The following is a 22,284-nucleotide window of genomic DNA, read 5'->3' on the forward strand; positions in this document are numbered from 1 at the left end:
ATCGCCGCCACCCCGGTCACGGGAGGGTGCGCGACAGGGGCGGCCGTTCATTGGACGAGGTCGGTGTGCGGATGTTCGGGGGACGTCGGGCAGACGTAGATCTGCAGGTTGTCCGCGCTGCCCACTTCCACCTTCGTCGGCTGCGAGGGATCCTGGCCCGCGTAGTGGGAGCCGGCCAGAGCGGCGGCCTGGTCCTCCTCCGGCGCCCAGCTGTGCCCTTCGCCGCCGTCCCATTCCCAGGAAGCGACCGTCAGCAGCGGCACCATCGGCACCTGGCACACAGCGCAGTACCGAGGATTCGGGTCGGTACGGCCCCAAGGGGGCCAGCCGCCGACCTTCCAGCCGGGCGCGTTGCCCAGATGAATGGAGTAGAAGTCGCACGGAGACTCCGCGTAGGAGCCGTCCACACCGGCGCCGGCCGCCTGCCACCTGCTCCAGTCCGCCAGCATCTCCGCCAGCTCCGGGCTCAGATCCAGGCTGTTGGGGTACTCGGTGATCGCCTCCGGCGCCAGCACGCACGGCTCTGGCACATACCCCGGCCAGTCCGCCTCGTACGGCTCCGGCGGGGCGGCGAGGACGTCGACGACGTCCGCGGCCGCCCGCCAGAACAGCGCGGTCGCCGGCTTGTTATCCGGTTCGTGCTCGTACGGGCACCAGAGAATCTGCAGCAGATCGGCCTGCCCGGGCGGCCGCAACAGGGGTATGTCCCGCAGGAACAGCTGCGCCACGGGCACCATCGGAACCGGGCATTCGGAGGGCCATGGAGGGCCGGCGTCGAACCGTTCGGCGAGCCAGGCGGCATTGCGCTCCTTGAGCGCTTCCTCCTCAGGCGTGAACGTGGGAGGCCGGTCGTCGGGACGCCACCGGGACTGCAGGCGTCTCTGGAGCCGTACTTCGGTCGGTGACTGGCGAAAACCAGTGTCCACATGCAGGTGCGCGTCCTCGCAGTGCGGCCACGGCTCCTGCGCCGGCCACAGCAACGGCCCGCCGACCGAGCTGTCCCTGATCGACGGCGACCCCGGACGCGGATGCAGCCGGATGGCGGGTCGCGCCGACGGAGCCAGCTCGGGAAAGACCGCGGCCACCTCGACGGGCCGCGGCGGAGTAGTGCGTACGAAACCCATGCCGGTGATCCTTTCACCAGCCACCGACAGTCCCCTGCCGCCGCGACCGCGGTCGTGTCCGGCACTCAGTCCGGACCACCGGCGGCGAGCACTTGATATCCGGTCGTGCCAGGGCGCGCCTGCTGGAATGATCCAGTCGCGCGGTCACTACCATGTGACCCTAAGACAACCATTCGGCCGGTGCGTTGGACGCGCGTCGGCCGGGGTCGCCGATGCCGGGGTCCGCTCCCCGGGCTGCGGTGATCTTCCTGTCCAGGAGGACCCCCCGCATGTTCCGAACCATAGGCAACGCCGTCGTCCGACATCCGGTCTGGACGATCGTGGCCTGGCTCATCGCCGCGGTGGCGATCGTCGCCACCGCTCCCGGCCTGCCCTCGAACAGTGACGAGAGCAGCTTCCTGCCGAAGAGTTACGAGTCCATCAAGGCGGCGGACCTGCAGCAGAAGGCGTTCCCCAGCGCCTTCACGCCGTCCGCGATCGCGCTGTACCAGCGCACCGACGGCGGCCGGCTGACCGACGCCGACAAGAAGGACGTCGCCCGGATCACCACCGAACTGGGCAAGAAGCACATCGACCAGGTGCAGAAGGTCGTCCCCGGCCAGCCGTCCAAGGACGGCAGGTACGACCTGACCCTGGTACAGATGGACAGCAAGAAAGCCGGTCAGCCCGAACAGGCCGACGCGGCACAGGTGTTGCGCGACGACGTCAAGCAACTCGCCAAGGGCACACACCTGGAGGTCAAACTGGGCGGCTCCGCGGCCCAGGCACTCGACCAGCAGGACTCGTCCAAACGCGGACAGGCACTGATCGGCATCGGCACCTTCGTCATCATCCTGGTGACGCTGCTGATCATCTTCCGGGCGCCGATCCTCGCCATCCTGCCGCTGATCCTCATCGGCCTGGTGTCGGCCGTCGCCAACGGGCTGATCGCCTACGCCACCAAGCTGTTCGGCCTCCAGGCCAACAGCTCGATCTCGTCGATCCTGATCGTCGTGCTCTTCGGCGTCGGCACGGACTACTTCCTGTTCCTGATGTTCCGCTACCGCGAACGTCTGCGCGCCGGCGACGAACCCAAGCTGGCCATGATCAACGCGGTCGACCGGGTCGGTGAGGCCATCGCCTCGGCCGCCGGGGCGGTCATCATCGCCTTCCTCGCACTGGTGCTGTCCACGCTCGGCTTCCTCAAGCAGATGGGACCGGCGCTCGCCATCGCGGTCGCGGCCACGCTGATCGCGGGCCTGACCCTGATCCCGGCCGTGGTCTCGCTCATCGGGCCGAAGGTCTTCTGGCCGTCCAAGTCCTGGCAGCGGGAACCGGAGAACGCCCGCTTCGCCGCCCTGGGCCGCGGCGTGCAGCGCCGCCCGGCGCTGACCGCCGGACTGTCCGGACTCGTCCTGGTCGTGCTGTCGCTGGGCATTCTGAACTTCCACGCCACCTTCGACCTGGCGTCCGGCTCCATGCCCAAGACCAAGGAGTCCATGGTCGCCCAGGACGAGATGCAGAAGGCGTACTCGGCGGGCGCGGCCGCTCCCACCGACGTCTACCTCTCCAGCGCCGACGGCAAGCCGCTGGACCGGAGCGCGTTCGACTCCTACGCCCGCAAGCTCGGCGCCGTGGACGGCGTCGCGGACGCCCGGATGAACCAGGTCAACAAGACGGGCACCACCGCGGACTTCACGGTCACGCTGAAGTACGAGGCATCGACGGACAAGGCCATCGACGCCGTGGGCCGGGTGCGCGACGTCGCGCACGCCGACGCCCCCGACGGCACCGAGGCCCTGGTCGGCGGCATGTCCTCGATCTACAAGGACATCGACGCCGCGGTCAACCACGACTACCGCACCGTCTTCCCCGTCGCAGCGATCCTCATCATGATCATTTTGGGACTGCTGCTGCGCAGTGTCGTCGCGCCCTGGTACCTGATGGCCTCCGTGGGCCTGGGCTTCGGCTCCACCCTCGGTGCCACCGTCTGGATCTTCCAGAACGGCCAGGGGCATTCGGGCCTGATGTTCATGCTGCCGGTGATCATGTATCTCTTCGTGGTCGCCATCGGCACGGACTACAACATCCTCATGATCGCCCGGTTGCGCGAGGAGGCCCGCGAGGGCCGCGAGCCGCGCGAGGCCGCCGGCATGGCACTCCGGCACGCCGGGCCGACCGTCGCCGCGGCCGGCTTCATCCTGGCGGCCACCTTCGCCACGATGATGCTGGCGGGCAACTCGCTGCTCACGGAGATGGGTTTCGCCGTCTCCTTCGGCATCGCGGTCGCCGCCTTCGTGATGTCGATGTTCTTCACGCCCAGCCTCACCGCCCTCATCGGGCACGCGGCCTGGTGGCCGGGGCACGGTGACCGGGCAGCCGGAACCGGCTCCGCCGCCGCGCTCCCGGCCCACGAGAGCGAGAGCCACGACGACGTCGCCCACGATCCCGCGGGCCGCAGCAACTAACGGCAGCACGACGAGCGGCCCCGCCGGACGGTGTCCCGGCGGGGCCGCTCACTGCGCCGGGCGCCGGAGGACCAAGCCTGGGCCTTCTGGAAGCAGTCGGCGACGGATACCGCACACACGGCTTGAGCGGCTCACTGGGACACTGAAACAACTGAACTGTCCTGGGGGTGAGTTGTGAACCGACGGTTGTCCGGCCTGGCATGCGCGCTGATCCTGGTGACGTCAGCGAGTACGACCGGCTGCTACGGCAGCCCGAATTCCTCATGTCCGGGGGCGGGTGAACGGCCGGAAGGACTCGGCACGCGGGACATGGTCGGCGCCTACCGGAACTCTGCCGGACGCTTGATCCTCAAGAGTGACGGGACGTTCACGACGGTCGGGTGGCCCACAGACCTGGAGGGCGCCACCGTCGACCCGCGTAGCAGGACCGGAAGCGGAACCTGGGAACTGACCGTCGCCAACGACGCGGACTGGCCTGTCTCCTTCAGCTTTCACAAGATCAGCGGCTACTGGGACAGCGATGTCCGAGGCAGGTACTACGGGGACGGTCTCATGGTCAGCGGCAGCCGAGAGAGTCCACGTCTCTACGCATTCGTCGGCGACCCCGACAACTGCGACCTCGTCACCTTCACCCGCGACAGCTGAGTTCGCTTCCCTGAAGCCTCCGCGCTCCGCCCAGGCCCCCGGTCACGGTCTTCCACGGGGCCACCAACCGGGACTCCAGGGTGCGCGGCATAAGTGCGACCGTACGTCAGAGGAAGTGCTCCACGAGCACCCGGCCGGAGGCATGGCCGCGGTGCTGGGTGTCCCGCACACCGAGCCGGGTGAGGAGGCCGCGGCCGTGGTCGTGCTCCGCCACGGGGAGCCGGACCGCGCGCCGGACATGCCGCCGGGGGGCGGCCGGAGTCGTGCTCCGTCCGCCCCCGGGGTTTTCCGCGTCAGGCTTCCTCGACCAGGTACTCGACCGTGTCGACGACGAACTCGCCGTACTGCAGGGCCGAACCGATGGCCTCCATCCTCGCGTACTGCGCCGGGGTCAGCGAGACCTCGGGGCTGGCGCATCTCATGGCTCTCAGCAGCACCCGGAACGCCAGGTCCGGGCTGCAGCGGCGCGCGCACTCGGTGAGTGCGGAGCGCACCTCGGCCGGGAGGAGCCGTACCGCCTCGATCTCGGCGACGACCGCGTCGAGGCAGGCGGCGCCTTCCTCGGCGTCCGCCCCCGTGAGCGCGTGCACCTCGGCGCCGGCCGACAGCCGGGCATCACACAGACCGACGACCGTGCGCGTCCACTCCGCTCCGCCGCCCACAAGGTGGAAGGCCGGCATGTACTGGGACCCGGCCTCCCACAACACCTCCAGCGTCGCGGAGGAGAGGACGGCGAGGAGCCGTGCGTCACGGCGTACGGCCAGAACCTCCTCGTCCTGCGACTGGGCGAGGTATTTGGCGACGACGTCGGCAGCCGTGTCCCCGTCGTAGATCCAGTCTTGATGGAAGAGGCCCATGACGTTCGTCACCCCGAAGTCGAACGGGTCGAAGCGTGCCATCGGAACCCACCTCCCTACTTCGGGTAGCACGTCTGGACGTAGAAACCGGCCTTGTGGCCCTTGGCGCGCACGAGTTTGATGTAGAACCTGTTGCCCGCCTCCGTCGCGGCGCTCCCGTCCGCATAGTAGACCTTGCCGAGCGAGTTCCTCGCTCCGAAGGTGCCCTCGAACTGCAGATCCGACCTGGTGCTCTTCTGGAGCCAGTTCTTGATCCGGTTCGCGTTGTTGGCCAGCGCGTAGTCCACGACCTGCTGGGCGGTCTGCTGGTCGACGAACAGGCTGTTGGGCGTGGGCCTGCCGAGTTTGAGTGTCTTCGCCTCGGCCAGCTCCTCGGCCCGCTGCGGGCTGACGATCCCGGCCGTGTGCTCGTCGAGCGTGTGGGCCTGCCCGGAGAACTTCTGCGCGTCAGCGACGAGGTCGTCGCAGTTGTGGACCAGGACCGGGCTGTCGCCCGCCACGGCGTAGAAGGTGTGCAGACCGGAGACGGTCAGGTCGTACACCGTCCGCGGCGTCGTCTCGTGCCGTTCGGCCACCGCGGACACGGTGCGGGCGCCGCCCGGGGTGCGCAGGACGTCTCCCTGGCGCAGGGCGGAGGCCAGGGTCCAGCCGCGGTCGGCCACGAAGAACCGGTGCCCGGGGGTGCTGGTGAGCCGGCCGCCGTCGGCCAGCGTCACCTTCATCAGGTCCTGGGCGCTGTGCCGGAAGGTACGGGTGACGGGCTCGCCGCGAGTGCGTCCGGTCGCCGGGTCGGTGGCCAGCAGCAGGTCGCCGGCGTGCACGTCGCGCAGCGCCTTGCGGCCGCCGTCGGCCAGGACCACCTGGGTGGCGCCGGGGAAACTGTTGACCTTGCAGGCGGTCACCAGCTCCTCGTAGATCGACACCTCGCGCTCGATCGCGGCGACCGTCACCGCGTCGATGCCGTCGATGGCCTTGAGCGCCTGGAGGGCGTCCCGGACGCCGACGCCGGTGACGAAGGCGGCGTCCACGGCGCGCAGCGCGTCCGCGATGGGCCGGACGGCCTTGCCCGCGAACATCGAGGCCACGTCCACGGCCGCCCACGCGCAGCCGCCCCAGCTTCCGCTCTGCCCGCCGGGGGTGAGCTTCTGGGCGCACTTGATCCAGCTGCCGAAGAGGATGTCGACCGGGTCGATGTTGCTCTGGTACTCCTCCATCGTGATGGTGTGCGTGACCGTCTGGGACAGTTCCTTGGTCCGGATCTGTCCGATGTAGTCCGTGGCCTCGGCCGGGCAGGAGTACTTCTGCGGGTCCAGGTCCTGCGCGCTGCACAGATACAGGTCGAGAACGGCCACGTACCGGATCTTCGAGGTGATCGTGCAGTCGCCCCGGTAGAACAGCTTGTCGATGATGCCGTCGCAGCCGTCCGTCTTGCTGACGACCTGCGGGTCACCGACCTTCTCGATGTGGTCGACGACGTAGAACACGTTGCCGATCGAGCCGCCGTTGCCGTCGGGGACGGTGCCGGTGCCGATCTGCTGGGCCTTCGCCGCCTTCTCGGCGCGGTCGGCCGCCGCCTGCGCCTCCTCGGCGTACTTGGCCGCGTCCTTGGCCGCCTGTTCGGCCTCGGTCGCGGCAGTGTCGGCGCGGTCGGCCGCCGCGCGGGCGTCCTTGGCGTCCTGCTCGGCCTGGGCGGCCGCCGAGCGGGCCGCCGCCGCGTCGAGTTCGGCGGCGTCGGCGGAGTCGCGGGCCTGCTTGGCGTAGCCCTCGGCGTTGCCGGCCGCCTCGTCGGCCGCCGCGGCGTCGGCGGCGGCCTGGTTGTCGTAGCCGATGGTGCGGGTCAGTGACGCCGCCGCCGCGGACGCGGCCTTGGCGGCATCGGCCGCGTAGCCGAGCGCCTCCTTGGAGTAGGTGCGGGCGTCGGCGGCGTACTTGGCGGCATTGGCCGCGTGCGTGTAGGCCTCCTTGGCGTCGCCCTTGGCCTGGTCCGCGATGTTCTTGGCGGCCTGGGCCTCTGCGGCGGCGTTCTTCGCGTGGGCGTCGGCGACCGCTTGCTGCTGCTCGGCGATCGTCTTGGAACCCTGTCCGGTCAGGACGACCAGAGCGGCGGCGGAGTCGGTGTCGACATAGGGGGAGCCGAGCTGGACGGCGTCGTTGGCCGGGTCGGCGACCTGTTCGGCGGCCTTGCCCGCGTCCACGGCGGCCTGGGCGGTGACATGGGCGAAACCGGCGGCTTTCGCGGCGGCGGCGACCGCGGTGACGGCCTCCTTGTTCGCGGCGTCGGCCTGGGTCTTGGCGTCCTTGGCGTGCGCCTCGGCCTCGTCGGCGAGCTTCACCGCGGCCCTGGCCTCGGCCGAGGCGTCCTTGGACGCCTGGATGGCGTCGGCGACGGCGCTCGTCGCGGTCCGCACGGCCGCGTCGGCCTTCAGCTTGTCCGCCTGCGCGGCGTCCGCGTCCGAGCGGGCCCGCTTCGCGGCGGCCTCGGCGCGGGTGGCCGCGGCGTCGGCGTCGGCCGCAGCCTTGGTCGCGGCGTCCGCCTCCGAACGCGCCCTGGTCGCGGCAGCCTCGGCGTCGTCGGCCGCCTTGTCGGCGTCGTTCGCCGCGGCACGGGCCGCGTCGGCCGCGCTGCCGGAGTCCAGGGAGTCGGCGTAGGACTGCTTGGCCGCGGCCTTCGCCCGCGCCGCCTGGGCCTTCTGCTCGGCGTCCAGGGCGTCGTCGCGCATGGCCGCGGCGTGGTCCTTCGCCTTGACCGCGTCGTCCCGCCTGTCCCCGGCGGTCTTCTCCGCGGCCTCGGCCCGCGCCTTCGCGTCCTTCGCCTTCGTCGCCTCGGACTCGGCGTTCTTGCGGTGGTCGGCGGCCTCGGCCCGTTTGGCGGCGGCGTTCTCCTTCTCCGCCTTGGCCGTCTTCTCCTCGGCCTCCGCGGCGAGCCGCTTGGCGTGCGCGTCGGCCGCGGCCGCCTTCGCGTCCGCCTCCGCCTGCACCGCGACCGCGAGCTTGGCCTCCGCGGTCTCCTTGTCCTTCTTGGCGTTGTCCCGATGGATCTTCGCCGCGTCGGCCGCGGCCTTGGCCTGCAACTCGGCCGCCTCGGCGGCCTTCTTGCGGAACTCCGCCTTCGACTGCGCGGCCTGCGCCAGCGCCCGCTGCGCGATGGTCTGACTGTCACCGGCCGAGGCACGGGTGGCGGCCTCCGCCGTCTCACCGGCCTTCTCCAGCGCCTGGAGCGCGGCGGCGGCGCCCTTGGTCACCTGGTCCTTCTGCTGCCCCACCAGCAGACCACGGCCCCGGGGAGCACCGCCCGCGTCCGCGACGCCGTACGCGGCCTGCAGCGCGGTGTCCGAGGTGGTCGCGGCCTTCTGCGCGGTGGCGAGCTGCGTCTTGAGGATGGCCAGCTGCGACTTCGCCGCGGTCTGCGCGGCGGTGACGCCGGCCTTGGCCTGGTCGAAGTTGGCTTTCGTCGGGTAGGAGAGCGTGCCGTCCCCGGTGTGCGTCTTGGGCACGACACGGAACTTCTGCGCACTGGAGCCGTTGCAGGTCGACTGCACGGCGTCCTTGCTGTTGTCGAACGTCGGCAGGTGCAGGCACTTGCCGGTCACCGTGTTGCGCAGCGCACCGGGGTTGCGGACGTCGAAGGCCCAGAACTGGGTCTTGGTGGAAGCGCAGTCCCGGATCTGGATCTTGGCGCCTTCGGCGCCGCTGCTGCCCGCCACGTCCAGGCACTTCATGCTCGCGTTGGGGTTCATCAGGCGGTAGCCGCCGTTCTCCGACCCCCACAGCTGCCACTTCTGGGCCGCGCCGCTGTTGCAGGTGTAAACCTGCACCGGGGTGCCGTTGGTCTTGGCGCCGCCGGCCACATCAAGACACTTGCCGCTGGCCCCCGGCACCTGGATCTCCAGCTGACCGTCGCCGATCCAGCCGAATCCGCCGGCGCTCCAGTAGTCCTGCCAGCGGGTGAGGTGGTCGGCGATCCAGGACTGGCCGAGCATCTCGGCCATCGTCTCGGCGCCCTTGGTGAGAGCCGCGGTCGCGTCCCGGTTGGCGTTGAGGATCTGGTTGCGCTGGGTGGCCTGGGAGGAGATCTCCTGCTGCCACTCCTGCGCGGCGACGTCCTCCGCCTGGCGGAGCGTCTTGTTCGGGTCGATCGGGTCACGCCAGGCACAGGTGGCGAAGCGGGTCTTCAGGTCCTCGACCGCCATCCGGTACTCCGTGCTGCCCGGCTCCGGCGCGGTACGCGGCCAGCCGCCCGAGGCGAGGAAGAGACGGGCGTTGTCGGCGCCGGCGTCCTCCGTGGCGAAACCGTGCAGCTACTTGAAGGCGTCGCGCTCGTTCAGCGCCCGGTTCCACTGGTCGGAGGGCAGGCTCGGATCCGGGTCCTGGCCGTAGAGGGGGGTCCCCAGGTCGTCCACGGCCTTGAGCGTCTTCGCGTCGGCCTCGGGGGTGGGATCGTAGAAGGTGAACTTGTCGCTCCAGTCGGGGCTCGCCCACTTGCCGAGGCCGGTCTGGTCGTAGAAGTCGCCGCCCTCTTCGCCGCCGCGCACCCAGTGGAACCCGGTGTGGGTGAAGCCGCCCGGATCGGGCAGGCCGTTCAGCGGCTTCTCCCACGCCGCCTCACGGGCGTACAGACGCTCCCAGTTGGCGGTGGTGGCGGCCTTGTCCCGGTTGTAGGCGTCGTGCAGCGGGCCGTTGTACGCCCCGTCGAGCGTGGCCAGTTCCCGCAGTTTCTCCGGGGTCTGGTTGAGGGCGTTCTGCGCGAAGCTGTACATGCCCGTGCCGCCGAGGCGCAGCGCGTCGGTCATCAGGCACTGGTCGAAGCGCAGTTGCTCGTCGCCGGTGGTCTCGAACCAGTCGTCCGGCCGGTCGCTGGAGTGGGCGCCGGCCAGTTCCGCGGCGAGTTGGGGCTGCACCGCGAGACCGGTGAACAACGCCAGCGCGGTGAGGGAGGTGACGGCGGTGGTGAGGGCGGCGGTCAGCCCGCCCGCTCGGCCGGATCTGCGTGATCCGGGCATGCGGAACCACGGTCTGGGGTGCAAGGAGCATCCCTTTCTACGTTCGGCGGGGTGACGCCAGGGCCGTCGAACGGCCGCACGGGCGAGGGCGATGCACACGGACCTGAAAGGAGTTCAGGGCCTCGTGGCACCGGCCGAGTCGACGTGCGTGGTTCCCCGATGCCGTGGCATGACGAACCACCCCTCCTCCCCGTGAGCGACGGCAGTCCCCCGGTCGCTGAGTGACATGCGCCCGGCCCGAAGTGGAATGGTCAGGTTCCCGCCAAGCGCGGCGCCACCTTACGCGGGTCCCCTCGTGCCCGTACAGGGCTTTGATCTTGACTGTCGGCCCTGGCCGGCCTCCTCTGCCGGTCGGATCAGCGGCGACCGCTGCCCGGACAGCCCGACATCCCATGGATTTTCTGTGTGTCCGCTGTGCGCAGAGCGAGGATGTGGCCGATATCGACTCAACGAAATATGGCTGGATCTTGCCTGTGGGTGACCTCGGTGCCAACCGTCCAGATCTGCTTGATCCGGCCGGTTGCGATGATGTCGGTCAGTGAGCCTCTTCAGCGTTGCCCAGGGTGAGGACAGCGGCGGCGATGGCTGTCATGCGATTCGGGCTGCAGCGGCTCCGGCGGAAGATCCGCCAGGACTTCAGGCGGGCGACGCCTCGTTCGACGGGAGCGCGGGTCTGGGCGAGAGCGCGGTTCAGCGTCCGTTCGGTCGGCGTGAGTTCACCGTTGGGCGGCCGGCGGACGGCGGTGGTGGTCCAGGGGCCGGCGCCGATGTAGGCGCGGTCGGCGACGATCGGGACGCCCTGACGTTCGCGGATTCGGATGATGCGGTGGGTGCGTGCGGCGGTCAGACCGTGGGCGCGGCCCGGCAAGGCCGGCGAGATCCACAGAAGCCGGCCTTCGGGATCGGTGACGACCTGCACGTTCACGCCGTGGCGTCGGTGCTTGTAGGAGTAGTCGGCGCGTCCGTCACCAGGCTGTCGCACTCGCTGAGCGTGCCGTCCAGCAGTACGCAGTCCGGGTCGTGCTCGCGGAGAGTCTTGAGCAGGCCCGGCGCCCGGTCGGCGAGGAGTCGCACGACAGCGGTGGTGTAGGCGTGGGCGGTGCCGACGGATACGCCGAACCCCAGGGTCTTTGAGAAGTGATCTTGTGTCCGGGTTCGTCAGGTCAGTCCGGGGGCGGTGAGGGGCCGCTGGTGGTCACGGCCGGTGCGGCGGAGGGCGGCGGCGATGTTGGTGTGGCCGTCCTGGCGGTGGATGCCGATGGCGAGGTTGCGCAGGCCGGCCATGACGCGGGGCAGGTTGCGGGTGCGGATCTTGGAAGCGTCCTCCTGGAAGGTGCGGTCCCGGACGTGGTGGAGCTGGTTCTCGATGCGCCAGTGGCCGCGGATCCGGGCCGTGAGTTCGCTGCCGCCGGCCGCGCCGGGCGGCAGGCTCGTGACCAGGTGGATCCGTTCGATCGTTAGTTTGCCCGTGCCCAGGTCGCGTCTCCAGCGCACGGCTTGGAGGGCCTGGCGGGCGTGCGGGTAGTCGATGTGGGCGGAGGCGGCGGTCTTCTGACGGCGGATCTCGTCGCGGTGGTGGGCCCGGGTGCGCTCGATGTGGTCCAGGCGGATGTCGCGCCAGGGAGGGCGGCGGAGGCGCTCATGGAGTCCGGGATGGTTCCGCTTGACGACGGCCAGGTGGTGAGCCCCGCGTTCGTGCGGGTAGGCGGCATGGTCGTGCTGGGTGTGCAGGGCGTCGGCGGTGATGACGGCGCCGGTCAGGTCGATGTCGTTCAGGAGCGGGGCGAAGGCCGGGATCTCGTTGCTCTTGCCGTCGATCTGCCGCTGGGCGAGGACCTGGCCGCTGTGGGTCATGGCGGCGATCAGGGCCGTGGCCGTCCGGCCGGCGGTGCGGGAGCCGCGGAGTGTCTTGCCGTCGGTGGCGATGGCCTTCCGTCCGGTGCCGGGGCCTGGCGTTCCCGGAGGAAGCGTCCGATGGCGCGGTCAAGGGCGTCACCGTCGGCGGCGGCCAGGACGAGGCGGACGGTCGTGGCATGGGGCGGGCGGACCAGTCCCGTCAGCGGGTCGGGCCGGAACCCGGGCCGGGCCAGGACGCGCTGCGCCGCGTCGGCGACCCACTCACCGATCGCCGTGAGCGAGACGGCGCCAGCCAGAACAGCGGCGGCCGCAGCGGTGAGCAGGGCCGTCCACGGATACCGGATGCCGCGACGGGCCCGTGGATCAGGCACCGTGGCCAGATAACTTCGCAGGTCAACGGCTGCCTCCAGCGGGGCTGGGCCGGAGGCGCCCCCCAACCGCCGAAGGCATGAGGGCATGAGGGCATGCGGGAAGATGGGTGCGCAGGCATGGACTCGCTCGGTGCTCATACGGACTAGACACCCACGTGATCACCAGCGGCCATGCCTGTTCTGCGTCCCGGGCGGACGTCGACAGAAGTCAACAAGCCACCACAACCGGCACTCAGCAGGCGAACCGCCCATCTCGGCACTTCTCAAAGACCCAGTCGGAGCACCTGGCGTGAGCAGATGTCGATGACGCAGACGAGATACGACCATGTCCCGCCGACCTGCACGTATGTGATGTCGTGGCACCACTTCTCGTCCAGCCGGGCGGCGGTGAACCGGCGTTGGACGAGGTCCGCGGCGGGCGGTGCGAGCCGGCCTGGGACGGTGGTGCGTTTGCGGCGCCGCAGGTGCCGTCCCTCGATGCCGTGCTGTCGCATCAGCCGCTCGATGCGCTTGCGGTTGACGGTGCGTCCGAAGCCGCGCAGTTGGGCATGGACGCGCCGGACACCGTAGGTTCCCTTGTGCTCGGTGTGGACCTCACGGATCTCCACGAGCAGGGCGTCGTCGGCGGCCCTGCCGCTCTTGGCGTGTCTTCGCCCCGGCGAGCCACCGCGGTAGTAGCCCGAGCGCGAGACCCGAAGGACCCGGCATATCCGCTGGACGCCGAAGGTCTCGGCATGGGCGGAGACAAAGTCCCAGCGGCGGGTCTTCACTTCATCTCCTTGGCGAAATAGGCCGCCGCCCGGCGCAGGATCTCCCGCTCGAGCTCCCACTCCTTCTCGGCCTTGCGCAGTCGGCCGTTCTCCGCCCGCAGCCGGGCCAGTTCCTCCTCCCGGCCCTCCACGCTCTGCTCGCCGCGACCGTGATCGCGGCCGGCGTGTTCGTCGGCCTGGCGCACCCAGCTCCGCAGCGTCTCGCTGGTCGCTCCGACGTCCGCCGCGACCGCTGCATACGTGCGCTTCCCGCCCGCCGAGAGGTACAGCGCGACGGCATCGTTCCTGAACTCCTCCGGGTACGGAGACTTCCGTCCCACCAGGACACCCTTCCTCGGATCTGCAAGATCCATTGTCAGTGTGTCCACACCGCCGGGGTCACCTCAGCTGCCGTTCGACCCGCTGGGCCGGGACACCTGTGTGAGCGCGGACGAACGGCTGGTCGCCGGGTGCAGCTGGCTGTTGGCCGTCTGGGACGGCTCACCGTCCAGCGGCCATGACGCCACGGCCCACATGATCGCCTACGCCCGTGCCCGCGGAATCGCCGTGGACGTCGTCTGGCCCGCGGGGGCCGCGCGTGAACGGGCCAGGCACGCCGCGTCGGTGCGCGTGTCCTGAGCGTCCCGCGGGCGGCCGCCGCCTCATCCGGGCGGCGGACCGCCGGTCTTCCGCACGTGGATGGCGTCGGCGTCCAGCGGGACGCCGTCGGCGCCGGTCGGCTTCAGTTCCGGCACGCGTGCGCCGTGCTGGTCGACCAGGGTGGAGTGCGGTTCGCCGGGCGCGAAGGCGTGGTGCTCCCCCCACTGGCGGAGGGTGAGCAGGACGGGGAAGAGGGCGCGGCCCGCGTCGGTGAGCACGTACTGCCGGCGGCGGCCCGAGGGCGCGGTCCGCTGGGTCAGGATGCCGTGGTCGGTGAGCTTGCGCAGGCGGTCGGTGAGGATGTTGCGCGCGATGCCGGTCCGTCGCTGGAACTCGGTGAAGGACCGCGCCCCGTCCATCGCGTCCCGCACGACCAGGAGGCTCCACCGGTCGCCGACCAGGTCGAGCGTGCGGGCCACCGGGCAGTCGGGATCGGTCCAGACGGCGTTCGGCAGGCCGGTGGAAGTGCTCGGCATGACACCTCCCGATGAGTTGCGGATTGAGACCATCATGCCCTACGGTCGAAACAGTTTCACTTTGCTACTTATTTCGATGGGGAGTGCGATGGACGTCTGGCGCCGGTTACTCCTCGCGACCGTGTGCGGTGTCGCGGTGGCGAGCATCTACTCTGCGCAAACGGTGCTGCCGCTGATGGGGGACAGCCTCGGGGTGTCGGCGGAGTACGCCGGGTGGATCGTCTCCACTGGCCAGTTCGGCTACCTGGTCGGTCTGGTACTGCTCGTGCCGCTCGGCGACGTGGTCACCAACAGGCGCCGGCTGATCGCGGTGCACATGACCGTCACCGCGGCCGGCCTGTTCGTGACGGCAGCGGCCTCGGTCGCCTGGACGGCCTTCGCGGGGCTCGCCCTCGCCGGCATGTTCGCCGTCGTCGTCCAGACCACGGTGGCCTACGCCGCGACGGTCTCACCGCCCGCCGAGCGCGGACGCACCATCGGTGTCGTGACCTCCGGCGTGGTGGTGGGCATCCTGGGCGCGAGGTTCGTCACCGGCGTGCTCGCGCAGGCGTGGGGCTGGCGCAGCATGTACATCGTGCTCGGCGTGCTCGCTCTCGCCCTTGCGGCCCTCGTCTGGCGCGCCCTGCCACCCGAGGGCGACACCCGCCGGCCCGCCGGCTACCGGCAGGCCCTCGTCTCGCTCGGCGGCCTCTTCAGGGAGCGGTTTTTCCTGACGCGCGGCCTCATCGCGTTCTTCCTGTTCGCCTCGTTCGGCACCCTGTGGAGTGGCCTGTCCCTGCCGCTCGCGGATGTGCCCTGGCACCTGAGCGAGAGCCAGATCGGACTGTTCGGCATCGCCGGACTGGCCGGCGCGCTCGGCGCGGCACGCGCCGGACGGTGGGCGGACGCGGGACGGGCGGTCAAGGCCAGCGGCCTCGCGCTGGCGCTGCTCATCGTCTCCTGGGCCGCCACCGCGCAGTTGTCCTGGTCGTTGTGGCTGCTCGCCGTCGGCATCGTGGCGCTGGACTTCGCGGTCCAGGTCGTGCACGTGAGTAACCAGCACATGCTCACTACCGCACACCCGGAGTGCACCAGCAGCGTCATCGGCGGCTACATGGTCTTCTACTCCCTCGGCTCCGCCCTCGGCGCGGCCGCCACCACCTCCGTCTTCTCCTCCCACGGCTGGGGCGCCTCCAGCCTCCTCGGGGTAGCGTTCGCGACCTGCGCGCTGATCGTCTGGGCGACCGACGCCTGCCGGCGCGTCGGCGCCCCGCGGGACGGCGCCGGAACCACGGACGCGCACCGCGTCGAGGAACGGCGGAGCGACGACGCTGAGCGGGCCGGCCCGGTGTCGGACCGCTCCGAGGTCTTCTGAGGGCGCCCCGGTCCCTGCCCTACGACGGCAGGCCCGGGCCGTGGTCCGCGCCCACATCGATGCAGGTCCACCGCCTTCCCAAGGAGTGATCGTGTCCTTGACGAACCCGGCACACCTCGTCGACTCCGACTTCGCGAGTCGCCCGCGCGTCACGGCGGATGCCGCACCCCAGCCCTACGACCCAGGCGATTGCGAGTCCGTGTGGGCGCAGTTCCTCCTGTCACCCGACCTCGTGCACCTGTCCAACTTCTACCTCGCCTCCAACCCGACGCCCATCCGTGACGCCATCACGTTCCCGCACAGCTTCCTCGACGACAACATGTTCGCCCGCGAAGAGGACAAGCTGTGGCGGACCGTGTGCGCCGAGGCGGCCGAGTACGTCGGCGGTCACGCCGACGAGATCGCCCTCACCACCAGGTGTCGGCGTACACGTGAACGTGGCTCTGGCAAGATTTTCGTAGCCGGAGATCATCACGGTGACACGGTGACACGGTGACACGGTGACACGGTGACACGGTGGGCCGGTCCGCGTAGCGTCGGCGGAGGTGGGCGATCAGGACGACGTGGTGGCGGAGGAGTGGGACCCCGGCCCGGCCGGCCATGAGGCGTCTTTGCAGCTTGGCATCGGTAATGCGGCCTTCATTGACCCCAGAGTCGTAGAGGGTGGTGATGCCCTGGGTTACGGCATGCCGGTCTTCGCGCAGGGCTCCGGCGAGGCCCTTGAGAGGGGCCAGTCCGCTGTTCGTAAGCTCGTCGAGCCAGTCCGGGAGGGGTGCGGCGTCGCGGTTGTCGAGCATGTCGGCGAATCGACGGACCAGGTCGTGAGTGTGCGTGAGCTCAGGGCAGTGGTCGAGGAGCCGGGGCAGGCGGTCGTTGATGTGTGGACTTCGGCGGGGCGGATGGGTGGTGATCCAGCGGGCGGCTTCTCGTGGGGAGGGCGGTCGCTCGTGGGGCGTGTCCATCGGCAGACCTCGTCGTAGAGGCGCGACGGCCATTTTCACTCGCTGGTAGTGGCCGAGATGGCCCTTGGTCTCGAGTTCCTCGTGCAGGATCTTGGCGCTGTGCTGTTCCTCGCCCCAGCGTTGTTGCAGGTCGGCGAGGTAGGGGTCCAAGGTGGAGGGCTTGCGGGGCAGGCGGCGCATCACTTCCTGCCAGGTACGGGCTCGGGCGTACTTGCGGACGGTGCGGCGGTCCAGGCCGAGTTCCCGGGCAACGGAGCTGTGACTCCGGCCTGTGTGGGTCGAGGCGTGCACGGCTTCGAACAGCCTTCGGGCGTGGCGCCCGGCCCGGGTGTCCGCAGAGTGAGACGCCGCACCGGGAATCTGAGGCAGTGGGGCTGCGGCACGCCGGTCACCCGAACCCGCGCGTCCGAGCCCGGGTCCCCGGCCTGCTGCTCAGCTGGAACACCCCTCGCCCTTCCCTCAGCGCGGCGGCCCGGGCCGCCCTGCTAGTGCTTGCCAGGGACGAGGACTGGGGGGTACGTGCCGAAGCTGGCGGGGCGCTGACCGCGGCTCACGACGGCAGCTCCGAGTTCACGGACATCATCGTCGGGCTGCTCCGGGATCCGGTGGCCGATGTGCGGGCCTGTACCGCGGAGGCCGTCGCGCACAGCACGGCCCGTACAGCGGCGGTCGCCGACGCCCTCCTCGCCCTGCTCGACGAAGACGACCTCGGGACGCGGCTCAACGCCGCCTATGGTCTCCTTCTGCGGGACGACCCGCGCACTGGGGAGGCGATCGAACGGGTAGGCCCGCTCTCCCTGCCCGGCTTCGAGCACGACCACCGTCTCCACGCGTTCTGGACATGGAAATGGGACCGCAGGGAGCGTTCCGACGCCGAATAGCGCCCGCGCCTTGCAGCCGGACGACCGTGCGCGGCGGGCGGGATCATGGGGCATGGCTTCCGACGGCTGGTACCTCACCGCGGATCTCGACGACTTCCTCGCGCGGGCAAGGCAGTTCCTGCACTCGCGGCCCGTGCAGCACACCGTCCCCCTGACCGTGACGGAGAACCTGCGCACCGCCGGCGCCGGCCTCTACGGCGACCGGCCACCTGAGTTCGGCGTCCTGCGCGAGGGCGGCGGGCCCGGCGCGCGGGCCGTCTTCATCCGTACCCCGCCGCACCCGCTGACACTCACCGCCCTCACCGCACGGGACGCCGACGACCTCGCCGACCGGCTGGCCGGGGCGGGGCACGAGCTGCCCGGCGTCAACGCCGACCGTGACACCGCCGCCGCGTTCGCCGTGGCCTGGCAGCGCCGTACCGGCACCGGCGCCGTCCTCGCCCGGCGGATGCGGCTCTACCGCCTCGGTGAACTCACCGCCCCCCGGCCGGCCACGCCCGGACACGCGCGGACGGCGGACGGGAGCGACCGCGAGCTGCTGGGCCGGTGGTTCGGGGAGTTCCACACCGCCATAGGTGAGCGGGCCGGCCAGCGCGCGGAGGACTGGGCCGACAGGCGGATCCGGCGGGGCGACGTGCTGCTCTGGCAGACACCGGACGGCACCCCCGCCGCCATGGCCGGGCTGTCCCCTGAGGTCGCCGGCCAGGTCCGGGTGCTGGGGGTCTACACCCCCGCCCATCTGCGCGGACGCGGATATGCCGGGGCCGTCACGGCGCAGGTGAGCCGTTCCGCGCCGGCGGCGGGTGCGACGGAGGTCCTCCTCTTCACCGACCTCGCCAACCCCACCAGCAACAGCCTCTACCAGCGCATCGGCTACCGCCCGGTGTCGGACTTCGCCCGCTACGACTTCGCGTGAGGGCGAACTCAGCGCGAAAGTGCGGGCGAAGGCGGGTTCTGAGAACGAATCCGGGTCCGGCGAAGCTTCGGTGGCCTGCTGTTGATCTTGCTCGCGCAAAGGACCGTTGATGAGAGTTCGGGCCACGTCGCTTCGGTCGGCGGGTTACGGCAACTGAGGTGCTTGGTGTTCAGCGAGGTGGCGTTACGAGGCCGATCTCGTAGGCGGTGATGACGAGTTGGACCCGGTCGCGGGCTTCGAGTTTGGTGAGTAGTCGCGCTACGTGTGCTTTTGCGGTGGCCACGCTGATGTAGAGGTGGGCGGCGATCTCGCTGTTGGACATGCCGCGTCCGACGAGGGTCAGTACCTCGCGTTCCCGCTGGGTGATGTTCCCGACCGGTCGTGGGTGCGGGGCTGGTTCGGGGCGGGCGGCGAACTCTGCGATCAGGCGGCGCGTGACGCTCGGGGCGATCAGGGCGTCTCCGGCGGCGACCACGCGGATCGCCCCGAGGATGTCGTCCAGTGCCATGTCCTTGACGAGGAATCCGCTCGCACCCGCTCGGAGAGCGCCGTAGATGTAATCGTCATCGTCGAACGTGGTGAGGACAAGGACGCGCGTCGCTCCAGCGGCTGCCGTGATCAGCCCGGTGGCCTCGATGCCGTCCATGCCTGGCATGCGGATGTCCATCACCGCCACGTCGGGCTCGGTGTCCCGGACCAGACGGACCGCTTCGGCGCCGGTTCCGGCCTCTCCCACGACGTCGATGTCGGGGGCGTCGGCCATCAGGACACGCAGGCCGTTGCGGACCAGTGGTTGGTCGTCGGCGAGCACGACGCGGACCGTCATGAGATGTGCACTCCTTCGGAGAGGGGGAGCCGGGCTGCCACGCGAAAGCCGCCCTCGGGTCGCGGCCCGGCGGTGAACTGGCCGCGTAGCAAATTGACGCGTTCCCTCATTCCGGTGATGCCGTATCCGGCACCGGAGGTGGGACCGCCGCGGCCGTCGTCGGCGACCTCTAGGGTCAGTTCACCGCCTTGGTAGCCGATGGTGACACGGCAGTCGGGGGTGTTCGCGTGGCGTACGACGTTGGTGAGGGCCTCCTGGACGATCCGGAAGGCGGCCAGGTCGATATCGGGGGGCAGGGGCCGTCGTTCTCCGAGCCATCGCATGTCGACATGGATGCCCGCGTCCTTCGCCGAGGAGGTCAGCCGGTCGAGGTCGGCCAGCCCCGGGGCAGGCTCGCGCGGTGCGGCCTGCGCCCCGGGGCCCGGTTCGGTGCGGCGCAGTGCGCCCAGGGTGCGCCGCAGCCCGGCGAGGGTTTCCCTGCTGGTGTCTTCGATGGTGGCCAGCGCGTTGCGGGCTTCGTCCGGCTGTGTGTCGATGACCCTGCGGCCCACGCCTGCCTGGATGGCGATGACGCCGATGCTGTGCGCGATCATGTCGTGCAGCTCACGGGCGATCCGGAGGCGTTCGGCAGCGGCGGCCTGGGCGGCGGTCTGTGAACGCAGTGCCGCGGCGTGCTCTCGGCGTTCGCGAATCGAATGGCCGGTCATCCAGGCGGCGGCGAGCGCGAGGACGAGGACCACGACCGTGCGGGCGAAGCCGTCCGTCCCGGTCCCGAGGCGTGCGGCGAAGGCGACCTGTACGCCGAGCGTCGTGACGGCAGCGGTGACCGCGATGCGGCGAGGCCGGGTGGCCACGATGCATCCGGCGGCGAGGTCGTTCGCCAGAACCAGCAGATACACGACCTGCCAGAACGGGGTGGTCGTCGCCGTGACGTACGTACCCAGGAGCATCAGTGCCAGGGCCGGCAGCGGGCGGCGGCGCAGCAGTGCGAGAGGCAGGACCGTGACCGCGGCCGCCGAGACGAAGGGCAAGCCGGGAGAGTCGAAAGGTGTGCCGCGTGCCGCGAGGAACAGCGCGAAGGGGTAGACGATCGCCCCGCACCAGGCCAGAGCCGCCCGCGCGGCCGGCCGCGGGTGCCAGGACAGCAGGGGACGCGGCTTGGCGGACATGGGGCGATCGTAATCGCCTGATCAGCGGCGGAACATTGGCCCGTGGGCGTACGCCCACGGGATACCAGCCCTCCCGCGAGTGCGGCCGACGGGCCGATGCCGGACGGACGCTCTCCCCGGCACCGTTGGCCGGGTGATCGAAGTCAACGAACTGACCAAGCGATACGGCAGGACCACCGCCGTCAACGGCCTGACGTTCACCGTGCGCCCCGGGCACGTCACCGGGTTCCTAGGTCCCAACGGCGCCGGCAAGAGCACCACACTGCGCATGCTCCTCGGCCTGACCGAACCCACCAGCGGCACCGCCACCGTCGACGGTCACCTGTTCCGGGACCACCCGCGCGGCCTGCGTCACGTCGGTGCCCTGCTCGACGCCCATGACGTCCACGGCGGTCGCAGCGCAGCGGCCCACCTGACCGCCCTGGCCCGCAGCAACGGTATCCCGCGGCGGCGGGTGGACGAGGTTCTTGAGGAGGTAGGACTGGCTCCTGCGGCCCGGCGTCGCATCGGCGGTTTCTCCCTGGGCATGAAGCAGCGGCTCGGCATCGCCACGGCCCTGCTCGGCGACCCTCCGGTGCTGTTGTTCGACGAGCCGGTCAACGGCCTGGACCCGGAGGGCGTGCGGTGGGTACGCGGCCTGTTCCGGCGACTGGCCGCCGAGGGGCGCACCGTGTTCGTCTCCAGCCACCTGATGAGCGAGATGCAGAACACCGCCGAGCACCTGATCGTCATCGGCCGGGGCAAGCTCGTCGCCGACGAGAGCGTGACGGAGTTCGCGGCCCGCGGCACCCGCCAGAGCGTGACCGTGCGGACACCCGACCCCACCGCGCTGGCAGCTGTGCTCGAAGCCGAGGGCGCTTCGGTACAGCCGGACGCCTCGGGCGCAGAGGAGTGGCTCACCGTGACCGGCCTGAGCGCGGCCCGCATCGGGGAACTCGCCTCCCACCACCGCACCGTGCTCCTTGAGTTGACCACCCGTACCTCCTCGCTGGAGGAAGCGTTCATGGAACTCACCGCCGACAGTGTCGAATACCTCGCAGGAGAATCCCGATGACCTCGACCACCACACAGCAGACGGCCGTCTCGACGGCCGTGCGCGCCGCCCGCTTCCGGGACCTCCTCGCCGCCGAGTGGATCAAACTCTGGTCGCTGCGGTCCATTTCCTGGGCGTTCGGGGCCAGCGCGCTGATCATCATCGCCATCAACATCAGTGCGGCCGTCGCGGACTACAACAACTGGCCGACCTACAACGAAGGGATCCGGGCCCTCTTCGTTCCGATCTGGGCCATGCGGGACGCCTTCACCGTCGGCGCCTGCATGGTCCTGATCCTCGCCACCGGCAGCATCGGCGCCCTGACGGTCGTCGGCGAGTACAGCACCGGACAGATCCGCACGACCTTCGCGGCAGTACCGGCCCGCCGATCGGTCGTCGCGGCCAAGATGGCCGTCGTGACGACAGTCATGCTCGTCTACGGCACTGTCGTCGCGGGAACCTCGTTCGGCGTGACACAGGCCATCCTGTCGGGTCGGGGCATCGGCCTGTCCCTCGGCTACTCCGGCGCGCTCCGCGCCGTCGCGGCGTCCGCCCTGCTCGCTCCGGTGTGCGCGCTCGTCGGCATGGGCCTCGGCACCCTCATCCGGCACACCGCAACCACCCTCGTGACGTTCACCGGAATCCTTCTGCTGCTGCCGTTCCTCCTCAACGACCGCCACCGCTGGTCATCCGCCATCCTTCACGCACTGCCCCGCAGCGCCTGGGAACGACTGGTCCAGATGGGCGACCCTTTCAAATCGGCCCCCTACCCGGCGACCACCAGCGGGTCGTGGATCGTATACGCGGTTTGGCCCCTCGCCGCAGCAGTCGTCGCTGTGGTCGCCGTCCACCGGCACGATCCGTGAGCCCGCAGGGATTGGCCGCCAAAGATGTACACCGGGCCATTGCAGCAGGCTCTTGGTCCGTACTCGCCGGGTGCCGGGCGGGAGTGTGACG

21 protein-coding genes and 1 pseudogene are annotated in these 22,284 nt (G+C 70.4%); 10 read left to right on the forward strand and 12 right to left on the reverse strand.

Annotation, left to right across the window (positions count from 1 at the left end; all coding sequences use genetic code 11):
- Positions 1–47 precede the first annotated feature (47 nt).
- Entirely contained in the window at positions 48–1,124 is a 1,077-nt protein-coding gene (locus tag ABEB07_RS18255) for a hypothetical protein (RefSeq protein WP_345669304.1), read from the reverse strand.
- 269 nt (positions 1,125–1,393) lie between these two features.
- Between ABEB07_RS18255 and ABEB07_RS18260 the strand changes: the two genes are divergently transcribed.
- Positions 1,394–3,571 carry an MMPL family transporter gene (locus ABEB07_RS18260; RefSeq protein WP_345669305.1) on the forward strand — a complete coding sequence of 726 codons (2,178 nt, stop codon included), beginning with the start codon at positions 1,394–1,396 and terminating at the stop codon, positions 3,569–3,571.
- A gap of 309 nt (positions 3,572–3,880) precedes the next feature.
- On the forward strand, positions 3,881–4,216 hold the full coding sequence (locus ABEB07_RS18265) for a hypothetical protein (RefSeq protein WP_345669306.1): 336 nt from the start codon (positions 3,881–3,883) through the stop codon (positions 4,214–4,216).
- Positions 4,217–4,509: 293 nt separating this feature from the next.
- Here the strand turns inward: ABEB07_RS18265 and ABEB07_RS18275 are convergent, their stop codons facing one another.
- The 8 genes and pseudogenes from ABEB07_RS18275 to ABEB07_RS18305 form a co-directional block, all read right to left on the reverse strand.
- Complete coding sequence (locus ABEB07_RS18275; RefSeq protein ID WP_345669308.1) at positions 4,510–5,115, reverse strand: contact-dependent growth inhibition system immunity protein; 606 nt, start codon at positions 5,113–5,115, stop codon at positions 4,510–4,512.
- A 14-nt stretch (positions 5,116–5,129) separates the two neighbouring features.
- Entirely contained in the window at positions 5,130–9,263 is a 4,134-nt protein-coding gene (locus ABEB07_RS18280; RefSeq protein WP_425589030.1) for a ricin-type beta-trefoil lectin domain protein, read from the reverse strand.
- 108 nt (positions 9,264–9,371) lie between these two features.
- Entirely contained in the window at positions 9,372–10,073 is a 702-nt protein-coding gene (locus ABEB07_RS39220) for a hypothetical protein (RefSeq protein WP_425589031.1), read from the reverse strand.
- A gap of 535 nt (positions 10,074–10,608) precedes the next feature.
- Positions 10,609–11,195, reverse strand: a pseudogene (locus ABEB07_RS18285) (transposase family protein); the annotation flags it as partial.
- Between the two features lie 36 nt (positions 11,196–11,231).
- Positions 11,232–11,999 (reverse strand): ISAs1 family transposase, encoded by a 768-nt coding sequence (locus ABEB07_RS18290; RefSeq protein ID WP_345669353.1) that lies wholly within the window; start codon positions 11,997–11,999, stop codon positions 11,232–11,234.
- The gene (locus ABEB07_RS18295; RefSeq protein ID WP_345669309.1) at positions 11,936–12,439 is read right to left on the reverse strand and encodes a transposase family protein; all 504 of its coding nucleotides are present in this window, start codon (positions 12,437–12,439) and stop codon (positions 11,936–11,938) included. Before ABEB07_RS18295 ends, ABEB07_RS18290 begins: the two co-directional genes overlap by 64 nt.
- A 125-nt stretch (positions 12,440–12,564) precedes the next feature.
- A complete protein-coding gene (locus ABEB07_RS18300; protein ID WP_345669310.1) occupies positions 12,565–13,071 on the reverse strand; it encodes an IS3 family transposase in 507 nt (168 codons plus the stop codon).
- Positions 13,068–13,391, reverse strand: coding sequence for a transposase (locus tag ABEB07_RS18305; RefSeq protein WP_345669311.1), 324 nt, complete (start codon positions 13,389–13,391; stop codon positions 13,068–13,070). The genes ABEB07_RS18300 and ABEB07_RS18305 overlap by 4 nt, the downstream gene beginning before the upstream one ends.
- A gap of 40 nt (positions 13,392–13,431) precedes the next feature.
- Here ABEB07_RS18305 and ABEB07_RS18310 point away from each other — a divergent pair, with 40 nt between their 5' ends.
- A complete protein-coding gene (locus ABEB07_RS18310; RefSeq protein ID WP_425589032.1) occupies positions 13,432–13,689 on the forward strand; it encodes a hypothetical protein in 258 nt (85 codons plus the stop codon).
- A gap of 23 nt (positions 13,690–13,712) precedes the next feature.
- On the opposite strand, the gene ABEB07_RS18315 is transcribed toward ABEB07_RS18310, so the two are convergent.
- Positions 13,713–14,186: a winged helix-turn-helix transcriptional regulator gene (locus ABEB07_RS18315; RefSeq protein ID WP_345669312.1), complete on the reverse strand. Its 474-nt coding sequence runs from the start codon at positions 14,184–14,186 to the stop codon at positions 13,713–13,715.
- An 88-nt stretch (positions 14,187–14,274) separates the two neighbouring features.
- Between ABEB07_RS18315 and ABEB07_RS18320 the strand changes: the two genes are divergently transcribed.
- From ABEB07_RS18320 to ABEB07_RS18340, 5 genes are all read left to right on the forward strand, one after another.
- Positions 14,275–15,540 carry an MFS transporter gene (locus tag ABEB07_RS18320; RefSeq protein ID WP_345669313.1) on the forward strand — a complete coding sequence of 422 codons (1,266 nt, stop codon included), beginning with the start codon at positions 14,275–14,277 and terminating at the stop codon, positions 15,538–15,540.
- A gap of 91 nt (positions 15,541–15,631) precedes the next feature.
- Positions 15,632–16,036: a hypothetical protein gene (locus tag ABEB07_RS18325; protein WP_345669314.1), complete on the forward strand. Its 405-nt coding sequence runs from the start codon at positions 15,632–15,634 to the stop codon at positions 16,034–16,036.
- Between the two features lie 49 nt (positions 16,037–16,085).
- Complete coding sequence (locus ABEB07_RS18330) at positions 16,086–16,520, forward strand: hypothetical protein (RefSeq protein WP_345669315.1); 435 nt, start codon at positions 16,086–16,088, stop codon at positions 16,518–16,520.
- Between the two features lie 350 nt (positions 16,521–16,870).
- On the forward strand, positions 16,871–17,383 hold the full coding sequence (locus tag ABEB07_RS18335) for a HEAT repeat domain-containing protein (protein ID WP_345669316.1): 513 nt from the start codon (positions 16,871–16,873) through the stop codon (positions 17,381–17,383).
- 52 nt (positions 17,384–17,435) lie between these two features.
- The gene (locus ABEB07_RS18340; RefSeq protein WP_345669317.1) at positions 17,436–18,299 is read left to right on the forward strand and encodes a GNAT family N-acetyltransferase; all 864 of its coding nucleotides are present in this window, start codon (positions 17,436–17,438) and stop codon (positions 18,297–18,299) included.
- A 169-nt stretch (positions 18,300–18,468) separates the two neighbouring features.
- Here ABEB07_RS18340 and ABEB07_RS18345 read toward each other — a convergent pair whose 3' ends face one another.
- On the reverse strand, positions 18,469–19,125 hold the full coding sequence (locus tag ABEB07_RS18345) for a response regulator transcription factor (RefSeq protein WP_345669318.1): 657 nt from the start codon (positions 19,123–19,125) through the stop codon (positions 18,469–18,471).
- Positions 19,122–20,294: a sensor histidine kinase gene (locus tag ABEB07_RS18350; RefSeq protein WP_345669319.1), complete on the reverse strand. Its 1,173-nt coding sequence runs from the start codon at positions 20,292–20,294 to the stop codon at positions 19,122–19,124. The genes ABEB07_RS18345 and ABEB07_RS18350 overlap by 4 nt, the downstream gene beginning before the upstream one ends.
- Before the next feature lie 133 nt (positions 20,295–20,427).
- Here ABEB07_RS18350 and ABEB07_RS18355 point away from each other — a divergent pair, with 133 nt between their 5' ends.
- Together ABEB07_RS18355 and ABEB07_RS18360 are read left to right on the forward strand one after the other, a co-directional pair.
- Complete coding sequence (locus ABEB07_RS18355; RefSeq protein ID WP_345669320.1) at positions 20,428–21,348, forward strand: ABC transporter ATP-binding protein; 921 nt, start codon at positions 20,428–20,430, stop codon at positions 21,346–21,348.
- Positions 21,345–22,193, forward strand: a complete 849-nt coding sequence (locus ABEB07_RS18360; RefSeq protein WP_345669321.1) for an ABC transporter permease — start codon at positions 21,345–21,347, stop codon at positions 22,191–22,193. Before ABEB07_RS18355 ends, ABEB07_RS18360 begins: the two co-directional genes overlap by 4 nt.
- The last annotated feature ends 91 nt before the right edge of the window (positions 22,194–22,284 follow it).

Origin of the sequence: Streptomyces similanensis (assembly GCF_039543625.1) — a bacterium.
Taxonomy (GTDB): Bacteria; Actinomycetota; Actinomycetes; order Streptomycetales; family Streptomycetaceae; genus Streptomyces; species Streptomyces similanensis.

Bases quoted from the DNA above. Each gene is read 5' to 3' on its own strand.
- ABEB07_RS18255 (WP_345669304.1), bottom strand. From the start codon at position 1,124: ATGGGTTTCGTACGCACTACTCCGCCGCGGCCCGTCGAGGTGGCCGCG.
- ABEB07_RS18260 (WP_345669305.1), top strand. From the start codon at position 1,394: ATGTTCCGAACCATAGGCAACGCCGTCGTCCGACATCCGGTCTGGACG.
- ABEB07_RS18265 (WP_345669306.1), top strand. From the start codon at position 3,881: ATGGTCGGCGCCTACCGGAACTCTGCCGGACGCTTGATCCTCAAGAGT.
- ABEB07_RS18275 (WP_345669308.1), bottom strand. From the start codon at position 5,115: ATGGCACGCTTCGACCCGTTCGACTTCGGGGTGACGAACGTCATGGGC.
- ABEB07_RS18280 (WP_425589030.1), bottom strand. From the start codon at position 9,263: ATGGCGGTCGAGGACCTGAAGACCCGCTTCGCCACCTGTGCCTGGCGT.
- ABEB07_RS39220 (WP_425589031.1), bottom strand. From the start codon at position 10,073: ATGCCCGGATCACGCAGATCCGGCCGAGCGGGCGGGCTGACCGCCGCC.
- ABEB07_RS18295 (WP_345669309.1), bottom strand. From the start codon at position 12,439: ATGAGCACCGAGCGAGTCCATGCCTGCGCACCCATCTTCCCGCATGCC.
- ABEB07_RS18315 (WP_345669312.1), bottom strand. From the start codon at position 14,186: ATGCCGAGCACTTCCACCGGCCTGCCGAACGCCGTCTGGACCGATCCC.
- ABEB07_RS18320 (WP_345669313.1), top strand. From the start codon at position 14,275: ATGGACGTCTGGCGCCGGTTACTCCTCGCGACCGTGTGCGGTGTCGCG.
- ABEB07_RS18340 (WP_345669317.1), top strand. From the start codon at position 17,436: ATGGCTTCCGACGGCTGGTACCTCACCGCGGATCTCGACGACTTCCTC.
- ABEB07_RS18345 (WP_345669318.1), bottom strand. From the start codon at position 19,125: ATGACGGTCCGCGTCGTGCTCGCCGACGACCAACCACTGGTCCGCAAC.
- ABEB07_RS18350 (WP_345669319.1), bottom strand. From the start codon at position 20,294: ATGTCCGCCAAGCCGCGTCCCCTGCTGTCCTGGCACCCGCGGCCGGCC.
- ABEB07_RS18360 (WP_345669321.1), top strand. From the start codon at position 21,345: ATGACCTCGACCACCACACAGCAGACGGCCGTCTCGACGGCCGTGCGC.